Source organism: Cobetia crustatorum, assembly GCF_000591415.1.
Taxonomy (GTDB): domain Bacteria; phylum Pseudomonadota; class Gammaproteobacteria; order Pseudomonadales; family Halomonadaceae; genus Cobetia; species Cobetia crustatorum.
Genome location: NZ_JEMF01000066.1, coordinates 1 through 10,329 on the forward strand (window position 1 = coordinate 1; position 10,329 = coordinate 10,329).

The 10,329-nt window shown below is 55.9% G+C and carries 7 protein-coding genes; 5 read left to right on the forward strand and 2 right to left on the reverse strand.

Going from position 1 to position 10,329, the window contains the following annotated elements:
- A partial coding sequence (locus BF12_RS20175) for a UDP binding domain-containing protein (RefSeq protein ID WP_035160175.1) occupies positions 1-199 on the forward strand: 199 nt, incomplete at its 5' end.
- A 140-nt stretch (positions 200-339) separates the two neighbouring features.
- On the opposite strand, the gene BF12_RS0113480 is transcribed toward BF12_RS20175, so the two are convergent.
- Positions 340-924, reverse strand: coding sequence for a superoxide dismutase (locus BF12_RS0113480; protein ID WP_024952725.1), 585 nt, complete (start codon positions 922-924; stop codon positions 340-342).
- A 557-nt stretch (positions 925-1,481) separates the two neighbouring features.
- Between BF12_RS0113480 and BF12_RS0113485 the strand changes: the two genes are divergently transcribed.
- From BF12_RS0113485 to tamB, 3 genes are all read left to right on the forward strand, one after another.
- Complete coding sequence (locus BF12_RS0113485; protein WP_024952726.1) at positions 1,482-2,666, forward strand: coiled-coil domain-containing protein; 1,185 nt, start codon at positions 1,482-1,484, stop codon at positions 2,664-2,666.
- Positions 2,667-2,838: 172 nt separating this feature from the next.
- The gene (tamA, locus tag BF12_RS0113490) at positions 2,839-4,908 is read left to right on the forward strand and encodes an autotransporter assembly complex protein TamA (RefSeq protein ID WP_024952727.1); all 2,070 of its coding nucleotides are present in this window, start codon (positions 2,839-2,841) and stop codon (positions 4,906-4,908) included.
- A 59-nt stretch (positions 4,909-4,967) separates the two neighbouring features.
- A complete protein-coding gene (gene tamB, locus BF12_RS0113495) occupies positions 4,968-9,062 on the forward strand; it encodes an autotransporter assembly complex protein TamB (RefSeq protein WP_024952728.1) in 4,095 nt (1,364 codons plus the stop codon).
- 108 nt (positions 9,063-9,170) lie between these two features.
- Here the strand turns inward: tamB and BF12_RS0113500 are convergent, their stop codons facing one another.
- Entirely contained in the window at positions 9,171-9,728 is a 558-nt protein-coding gene (locus BF12_RS0113500; protein ID WP_345917418.1) for a YchJ family protein, read from the reverse strand.
- Between BF12_RS0113500 and msrA the strand changes: the two genes are divergently transcribed.
- Positions 9,700-10,329, forward strand: a 630-nt coding sequence (msrA, locus tag BF12_RS0113505; protein ID WP_024952730.1) for a peptide-methionine (S)-S-oxide reductase MsrA, incomplete at its 3' end; no start/stop codon positions are given. The two genes, BF12_RS0113500 and msrA, sit on opposite strands and share 29 nt — an antisense overlap.

A 10,329-nucleotide genomic window follows, 5' to 3' on the forward strand; every position in this document is an offset into this window, starting at 1 on the left:
TATGGCGCGAGCTGGAAGGGCGGATGCATTGATGCTGGTGACAGAATGGAAGTGCTACTGGAATCCGGATTGGCAACGTCTCAAGCGTGAATTGGGTACTGGTCTGATACTCGATGGTCGCAATATCTATGACCCGCGCTATGTCGCGAATCAGGGATTGATCTATCGTGGCATCGGCCGTCGTGCGACACCTGACTGAGACTGACTGTATGGCACTGTTGTCAGCGCCATACATGATTGGCCCATCAGTTACGCAATAAAAAACCCCGCCAATTGGCGGGGTTTTTTATTGCGGCATCATCAGACTCACAAAGGGCGAGCCGAATACGATACGAGGTATCAGGCCGCGAAGTTCTGGGCAGCGAAGTCCCAGTTGATGATGTTCCAAATGCTTTCCAGGTACTTCGGACGCGCATTGCGGTAATCGACATAGTAGGCGTGTTCCCACACATCGACGGTCAGCAGCGGCGTCAGGCCAGCAGTCGCGATCGGGGTATCGGCGTCGTCAGTGTTGACGATGTCGAGCTCGCCCTGAGCGTTCTTGACCAGCCAGGTCCAACCAGAACCGAAGTTGCCGGTTGCAGAAGCATTGAAGGCTTCCTTGAAGTCGGCCACTGAGCCCCACTTTGCAACGATGGCATCTGCCAGCGGTCCAGTCGGCTCGCCACCGCCATTAGGGGACAGGCAATGCCAGTAGAAGGTGTGGTTCCACACCTGAGCTGCCTGGTTGAACAGACCGCCTTTGGCGCTCTGGATGATTTCTTCCAGGGACTTCTCTGCGTCTGCAGTACCTTCAACCAGGCTGTTGAGCTTGGTGATGTAGGCCTGGTGGTGCTTGCCGTAATGGTACTCAAGCGTCTCGGCGGAGATAGTCGGCTCGAGTGCGTTCTTTTCGTACGGCAGTGCCGGAAGTTCAAATGCCATGGGGGTCAGCTCCTTTTCCTCACCAATATGATCTTTCTCTGACTTCGTGGGGGCGGGGGTCAGTTCTTTCAAGACCAGCGCCATTCCTTTTCCTCGTGTCAGGCGACTTGCGAAGAAAAGGAATCTTGTGACCCACCACACGCCATGCAAGCGCCATCAAACAACGCATAAAATGTGCAATAAGCGTGAAAAACCTTGTGAATCCAGATAGCTACGAAGGCAGAGGCTGCGCGTATCGCAGTGCTGGCACTATAGCACCCACACACCGACAGGCCAACGACAGTGCGGATAAGGTTGTGACTGCTGAATGGCAGCATTAGCAGAGTTGCAATAATACGTGCAGGACGGGATGTGGGCGTATTGAGCACATCAGGGGAACCTGATGAGATGGCCGAGGTCACCTGTTAGACTCAAATCATTGCCAGACGCATGCAGCACGATGTTTTAGTGGGTACTGGATTTTTATACAGTGGCGTAAAAAAGCTCACCTCATCGACAATGGTGGCGAGTCTCTTACTGTGTTTCTCAGATTATCGTGCGCCATCCATGGAGCCAGAATGCGGCCTGAAAGCTCTGAACCTTCTCTCAATGACAATGCGGGTGATGCTTTGATTGCACGCCCTGACGATGCATTGATAGCGCATTATCAGTCACCTCCCAAGGCGCGACGCTGGCCACTATGGCTTTGTATCCTGCTGTTGGGCAGCATCGTGGGCTGGCAGCAATGGCAGCTCCAAGGGTTGGAGGATACAGGTGGAAACCAGCGTGATCGGCTGACGTCGCGTGTGACGGAGATAGAGCGTGCATTCGACAATAGTGCTCAAGACAATGCCAAGGCACAGGTGGAGACATCTTCACGAATAGACAGCCTCAGTCAGCAATGGGAGACAGCTGTTCTGCCCGCACTTGCCAAGATTCGTCAGGCAAACGCTGCCCTGGTGGATGAGGCTGCAGATCGGCATGCCCAGGTACAGCAACAGCTGGCCGTATTTGACCAGCGGCTCTCTGAGCGAGGTGCTGACATGGCTGATCTGTCCGCTACGCTCGATACTCTCAAGGCCTCAGCAGCAGAAGCCCGTCAATCGGGTGAAAATCGCCAGACCTTGCTGACCGCACTACAAGGCTCAGTCAGTGCTATTGAGTCATTGGGTCGTGATGGCAGGGCAGTATTGAAGACACGGCTCGATAGTCAGGCGGATGCGCTGACACATCTCGAAGAGGTCAATGTACAGACTGACCAGCAGCTCTCGCGTATCGCTGAGCAGCTTGAGGCACTGGCAGGTAAGGTGGAGCAATACGCTGATCGTCTTGACAGCCTTGCCTCAGAACATGGCGAGTCGGGCGAAGGAGTGGTGGCATTGAAGCGTGAACTGACACGAGAGCTGACAGCGCTCAGGGCACGCCTTGCGTCGCAACAACAGTTGCTTGACCGCTTTGATAAGACGTTGGACACGCAGTCAAACGCGGTTGCAGGAGTGGACAGCACGGCGGTCAATCGTCTCATCGAAGCACGTGTATCGCCATTGGCCAAGGCACAGACCTCTCTTGAGTCTCAGGTGGGAGACCTTCGGCGTCAGCAGACCGCGTTGAGCGCTGGCCTGGAAGCACAAGGACAGAGTGATGGTAGTAGTGACCAACTTCGCTCTCTGGACGCTAGCAGGCGCCAATTGAGTGGCCGTGTTGCCTCATTGCTGGGCCAGATGTCGGAGTTGCAGCAACGAGTGACACGTCTGGAGCGCTGAGCTGAGCGGTATGACGAACCGCGCATACCATGTTGTGTGCATACCTTGTCGTAACCCTTGTCATGAATAATGTGCCGTAAATGCCCTGCGATTAATTGAGCGCTGTAGAAATATGATAAATGGCAACGATGGACAGTGCTCACGTAATAAAGCACTCAACAAAGGACGTTCAATGAGTGGCGACAAACATCTGCCGACGCTGCACGGGCAATGCGGCAACGAGCGCCGCTATCTTCGCTGGTGCCAGCCGCTGGTCTTGTGCGGCGGACTTTGGCTAGCCCCCCATGTATTGGCGTTAGACGCTGAAGTCAAAGGGCTCAAGGGGCCAGCGGCTACCAACGTCGCCAACTTCCTCGCAGGCCTAACACTTGAAAATGAAGCCCCTGCTGAACGCTACGAAGACGAGATCATCAGGCGTAGCCAAGAGGCATTACAGGCCTACGGTTACTATGACGCCAAAATCACTCTCAGCTACCCCGCCCAGGGCTTGCTGGGTGGGGATGATGTCGTCGTCACGATTGATCCGGGTAATCCGGTCTTGATCAAGACGTTGGTGATACGTCTGGAAGGCGATGCCGCCAATGACAAGGTGATGAAAAAGGCCGTGGCAGATGCCGACCTCAATGAAGGCGATGCGTTGCGTCATCAGCGCTACGACAGCCTGAAGAACAAACTCACCACCTTGAGCCTTGAGCGCGGATACTTCGATTCAAACTTCACTCAACATCGAATCGAAGTCCGTCCATGGGAGTCCTCGGCGTCCATCTATCTTGTGTTTGCCAGTGGGCAACGCTATCGCTTTGGCGATATCCATTACCTCAATAGTCAGATTGAGCTTGATCGCGTCAAGATGATGCAGTCGTTCAAGACGGGGGATTACTATGAGGCAGGCAAGCTGTCTCAATTCAGCCAGCGCCTTAGTGAAGCGGGTTGGTTCCGTTCTGTCGCCATCAAGCCCAAGTTGAATCAGGATGATGTACTACAGACCACCAGCCCTGATGCCGCAATTCCCTATACACAGGCGCCCGGGTATAGCGAAAGCTGGCTTTCAGATACGACGCTGGCCAGCGATGACGCCGATTCGGACTTTTACTCCGGCAATGCTACCGAGTCAGATACCTTGGATAGCAGTGCTGTCGACGCTGATGCCAGGGACGAGAAGGCGGGAGCCGAGAGCATCGCAATACTTGGTGCTGGCAATGATGATGTGAACAAGCCAGTACTGACGACCGAAGCCCTTGAGGCTGCCGTCAAGGTGGCTGAGGGAGGGCAGGTACCGATCGATATCGAACTGGTGCCGGCTGATCGCCACAAGTTTGAGACCGGCATCGGCTTTTCCACTGATGTCGGACCACGCTTGCAGTTTGGATGGTCAATGCCGTGGGTCAATCGCTACGGCCACAGTCTCAATAACAAGCTTTTCCTGTCGTCTCCAGAGCAGACCTTCGAGGGGGAGTACCGCATGCCGCTCGCGGACCCGCTCAAGGACAGCTACGTACTTGAGTACGGAATGTCGAATACCGACGACGATGATACGGAAAGCCTCGAAACGACCGTTCGTTTCACCCGAGAGTGGAAGTTCGATAACGGTTGGACGCAGCGTGTATTCTTCGGCTCGACCTATGAAGATTATGTTCAGGCCGATGATTCTGGCACGGTCCTGTTGCTTTACCCGGGTGTCAGCTGGAGTCGTGCTCGTACGCGGCCCAAGACGTTTCCGATGTGGGGAGACCGTCAGCAACTGACGATCGAATACGGCAACGAAGCCTGGGCCTCCGACGTGACCTTCCTGCGTACGCAGTTTGATACCAGCATCATCCGCTCTCTTGGTGATAACCATCGCTTCGTCGCTCGCATGGGCCTCGGTAATGTCTCGACGGATAATTTCGATGATATGCCGCCGTCGATGCGCTTCTTTACGGGGGGCGATAACAGCGTGAGGGGGTATTCCTACGAAAGCCTGTCGCCGGAAGATGACGATGGCGATCTGGAAGGGGGGAGTTCCTTGCTGACTGGTAGCCTTGAGTATGACTACCGTCTCACAGGAGATTGGTGGGGGGCTGCCTTCTATGACGCCGGTGACGCCTTCAATGGCTGGCCGCCGGAGGATCTCAATACGGCAGCTGGCATGGGGGTACGCTGGATCTCACCCGTCGGGCCTATCCGCCTGGATATCGCGCATCCCTTCGATGACGATGATAACGACTACCGTATTCACTTCTCGATCGGCCCTGAGTTCTAGGCGGTTGAAGACGAGTACAGGACCGTCAGCCTGGCTCATGGGCTGATAAAGATACGGAGATGCTTGATTTGTCTAATCCCTATTTACGTCGGGGCGGCCTTTTGATTCGGTTGCTGGTATGGCTGCTCGTCTTCTTGACGGGGCTGGTGATGTTGCTGGTCGGGGGCGTGCTGTCGCCCTGGGGCACGGGAGTGGTGCTTGATCAGGCGCGCTCGCGCGGATTCATTGACTACTCCAGCGCTCAAGGCTCACCGCTTGAAGCGTTGGCACTGAAAGATGTCTCGCTGAGCCTGCCAGGCCTGGCACTGAAGGCGGATGCCTTGTCTCTTGCTTGGGGTGATGACTGTTTGCTCAAGGGATCGTTATGCCTTGAGACGCTCACTGCCGAAGGTCTGGATGTCGCATTGAGTGATAGTGGTACCGTCAGTGAACCTGAAGAGGAAAGTGCAGGGCTGCAGGTTCCTCTCGTCGTGCCATTCCCGATCACGGTCGGACAGGTTGCCGTCGATGACTTCGCTTTGACGCTGGCCGATGGCAGCCGCATGACCTTCGATCACTTCCATACGTCTGCCGAGTTGGCTGTCAGCACACTCACGCTGGGTGAGACGCGCCTGGTCACCAGCCGCTTCATCCCGGCGTCAGCAGCTACAGAAGATGCACTCACTGCTGGCAGGCTGACGCTTGAAGGTGTCAGCATCACACCTCAGGCGCAGTTGGCGGCACACACCATTGCGGGTTCAGCTACTCCGCAGACCGACTCTACGGTGACCGAAAAACCGACGACCACGCCAACAGCCCCTATCGATGCACAGGTCGCTGAGACTAAAGACTCGTCATCACGCATTGCCTTGCCTGAAGTCTACCTACCGCTGACCATTGATGTACCTGACCTGGCCATCGAGGATTTTCGCCTGGAAGGTGAAAGTCCGTATGACGTCAGTCAGTTGTCACTGGCGGCACATGCAGAAGGCCACGACGTCACGCTCTCGAAGCTGAAGGTTGCATCGAGGGACGTGAATGCTGATCTGGTCGCTGAGGTCACGTTGAGCGGTGATTACCCATTGTCGATGACACTCAATGCTGAAGCACTCATTGAGCCAGTGCGTCATGAGAAGCTGACATTGACACTGGCGGGCTCGCTGGCGGATCTGGAGGCCAATCTGAAGGCGTCGGGCCCACTTGAAGCACAGCTGGAAGCCAACGCTGATGTTCTGGCATCAGAGCTTCCGTTCACTGCACGCCTGACGTCACGTCGTATCACCTGGCCCTTCACTACCTCGGCAGCAGAAACGGCGACGTTGGCAGCGCAGACGTCAGAGGTGAAAAAAACGCCCGCCGCCACGAGTCCGGATTATCTGATCGAGAATCTGGAACTCGTCGCGAAGGGATCGCTAGACGGCTATAGCACGACGCTGGATGCCATCATTGAAGGGCGTGATATTCCGCGAGCCACACTCTCGTTGGTCGGTGATGGTGACTTGGAGCATTACCGCTGGCAGCCACTCAAGATTGCGCTCAAGCGTGGCTCGGCAACCACCAAGGGCGAAGTTCACTGGAAGGAAGGTATCCAAGTCGCCGCTCAGTTGATGCTGGATAAACTGCACCCGGAAGACCTGTTGCCCGCGCCAGCAGACGGTGGGCAAAAGGCGGTCAGGGGCGAGTTGAGCGGTGGACTTAACGCGACATTCAAGCAGCCGGCCAGTGGTCCGTGGGCGCTCAATGTCAGCAAGCTCGATATTCATGGCAGCCTTCTGGAACGTCCGTTGTCACTGACAGGCACGCTCTACGGTGATGCCAACATGCATTGGGACATCAATACCCTGGAGCTACGCCAAGGCGATAACCGACTGAGTGCCAATGGTCGTATCAGCGATACCATCAAGCTGGCGGCACGACTGGACTTTCCTGCGCTCTCGACGCTGGCGCCTAACCTTGCCGGTGAACTCAAGGGGCAGATTGATGCCAGCGGTACACTGAAGAAGCCAGTGGTGATCAGCAACTTTACTGCCCAACGCTTGAATGTCGGAGATAATCGCATTGGTGACTTGGCGTTGTCGGCTGGGCTGGATGCGCGAAAGCGCGGTATTGACGATCCGAGTCTGAATCTCGCACTCAATGCAGACCAATTGCGTGCTGGCGGACAGCAGATTGCGACGGTTGCGCTGGTACTTGAAGGCTTCCTTAGCGAGCATACCTTGCGGCTGGATAGTGAGATGGCCGGTGAACTGCCGCTCTCACGTATTGGCATGACGCTCAAGGGCGGGCTCAACAAGGCGCGCGACCACTATCGTGGCGCATTATCGCCGCTGACCGTCAATACCGATTACGGTGACTTGTCCTTTGATTCGCCGGCAACCTTTGATGCCAATCTAGCCAAGGGCAGCGTCGCGGTGCAACCGTTCTGCCTGAGTCGTGAACAGGGTGGCAAGCTCTGTGTTGCCGAGCCGTTGACTGCCGGCAATGAAGGGCGTGCGGTGGTGACGCTTGAAGGTGTGCCGCTGGATCTGGCGCAGAGTGCCATGCCGGAGCAATGGACGATTGGTGGCGCGACGGGCGGCAAGGTCACGGCAAGCTGGAAGCAAGGCGGCAAGCGCTGGAACGCTGACGCTGAACTCGCCGGAAAGTTAACGCTCGAGGGAGAAGATGCCGATGGCAATGCTTGGTCATTACCGGAAACCACCCTGCAACTGGCACTGGATGCGACACCTGAGAAAGCTGATCTCGATACTCAGATTCGCCTCGATAGCGCTGGCGGAATCGGCCTGACGCTAGGGATTACTGATCCTGCGGGCAAAGGGTTGTTGGACGGCACGCTGGCCATTCGCGACATTGATCTCTCTCCCTATCGTCCGTTGGTGGCTGGCATGACACAGCTTGAAGGTACGCTTGCTGGAGACGTCAATATCGGTGGTGACCTCAGTCTGCCAACCCTGACAGGGCCGTTGGCATTGACGGCTATCAAGGTGCAGGGAGAAGGACTTCCACTGGCATTGGATGATGCCGAGTTCCGGCTGGCCTTTGCTGGTGATAGTGCCGATATCGATGGCTACCTCGTAGGCAATGGCTCACGTTGGAATCTGGACGGTAACGCTGCCTGGCCGACATTGGACAAGTGGACCGCCTCGCTTAATCTCGACGGTTCCAAAAATCCGCTTGAGCTCAACATTGCAGGCATCGGTCGCCTGCGGGTAGCGCCGGATCTGGAGATCAATGCCAATCCTTCACTGCTCAAGCTACGCGGTGACGTGAAGGTGCCGTGGGCGCGTATTGAGGTCGATCAGGTACCACCATCTGCCGTATCACCCTCGAGTGATACGATCATCATCGAGCGTCGCACCGAGCCATCACCCTCTAATCCGGCTGACATTGCCGATGGCAGTGATACTGCAAAAGCACTCAATGACGCTGGCATGTCACTGGATGTACGCGTTGGTGTGCATATCGGGCCTGACGTGCAGCTCAAGGCAATGGGGCTTGAGACCAAGCTGAAGGGCGATATGGACGTGCGCCAGGGCAAGAATGGTGTTCAGGTCTTTGGTGAGGTCAACTTGGTCGATGGTACCTACAAGAGCTTCGGGCAAGATTTACAGATCCGAAAAGGGCAGATACTGCTGTCAGGGCCGCCCTCCAGCCCACGTTTGAACATCGAAGCGATTCGAGATCCGGACAATACCGAGGATGATGTTACTGCAGGGGTACGTGTAACAGGACTGGCGGAACAACCCAGCGTCGAGATCTTCTCTGATCCGGCGATGGATGAATCCTCTGCACTCAGCTATCTACTGCGCGGTGAAGGCCTGGATGGTAGCAGCAGTAGTGACAGTGCCGTGACATCCGCCCTGATCGGCATGTCACTGGCCCAGAGTGGTAAAGTGGTAGGTCAGTTGGGGCAGACCTTCGGTATCCGTGATCTCAGCCTTGATAGCTCTGGCAGTGGGGATGATAGCCAGGTCGTTGTCAGTGGTTACATCGCACCGGACTTGAAATTGAGTTATGGCGTTGGGCTATTCTCGCCGATTGCTGAACTGACGCTACGCTATAAGCTGTTCCGCGATTTCTATGTACAAGCGGTATCAGGCGCTGCACAGGCGGTTGATCTGCTTTATAGCTTCAGCTTTGGACGCAGCGAACTGGCACCACGGCTGCGCCAATGAGGGTACATTGATGACGACAAGGCCTCCGCAGTATGACTGACGGAGGCCTTGTCGTTGCTGGATGCAAGCGCTTGGCAACTTCAGCTAGCCGTGGCTATTTACCCGTGGCTATTTAGTCATGCAACAGCGCTTCATCTTCTTGCCGCTTTGGCATGGGCAGGCGTCATTACGACCTACATTGAGTGTCAACCACGTGGCATCCCCATCGATATAACGCCAGTGATGGCCGTCATGCCGGAAACGACTAAGTTCCTGCAATTGTTGGAAGTTTCCTTGCTCGAAGAAGGTCGCCTGAAAGCGTACCATGCCATCATTGCCACACTGCTCACTCTCGATGACCTCCAGCGCAAGCCATCTTGGCCCCAGTGCCTCAAGGCTTGCACGTGATGGACAGCTGGTAGTGTCCCAGCTATCTATCAGGAAGTCGGTCAACCCCAGGCAGAAGGCACTGAAGCGTGCACGCATCAGTCTTTCAGGGCTATCTGCACAGCAAATGTCAGCATGTATCGGCTGGCAGCAGTCGTCATAACGCCAGGCACTTGAGATGGCAGGCTGACAGGGGCAGATCTTGGGGGGCACAGATGACATCATTGAACCTATAGACAATTGCACGATGCAACACAGGAGAGAGGCAGCCATGTGGATAACGGAAGACAAGCAGACCATTCCCACAGCACAGGACAGCTTGCCGGGACGCAGTGAAGCCGTGAAGATCAGCGGTATTCATCACGTCAATGGCCGCTCGATTGTAGCCCCTTTTCCAGCAGGATGTGAGGAGATCGTGCTCGGACTAGGGTGCTTCTGGGGCGCAGAACGACTGTTCTGGCAGCTGCCGGGCGTGATGGCGACAGCGGTAGGTTATGCGGGGGGGCATACCCCGAATCCGACCTACGAAGAGACTTGCACCGGCAAGACGGGTCATACTGAAGTCGTGCGCGTGATCTTTGACCCGACGGTGATTGGTCTGCCGGAGATTCTACGCGCCAGCTTTGAAGCGCATGACCCAACTCAAGGCATGCGTCAGGGCAATGACATTGGTAACCAATATCGTAGCGCGATCTTCCATGTTGATGAGGCGCAGTGCGAAATCATCGAGAAAGGCCTGGCCGACTATCAGCAGGCGCTTGATCAGTCGGGTCTGGGGCGCATCACTACTGAGGTCGCGCCGCTGACTGAGTTCTACTACGCCGAGGAATACCACCAGCAGTATCTGGCCAAGAATCCGGGCGGTTACTGCGGCTTGAAAGCCCTATCTGCCAGCGTAGTT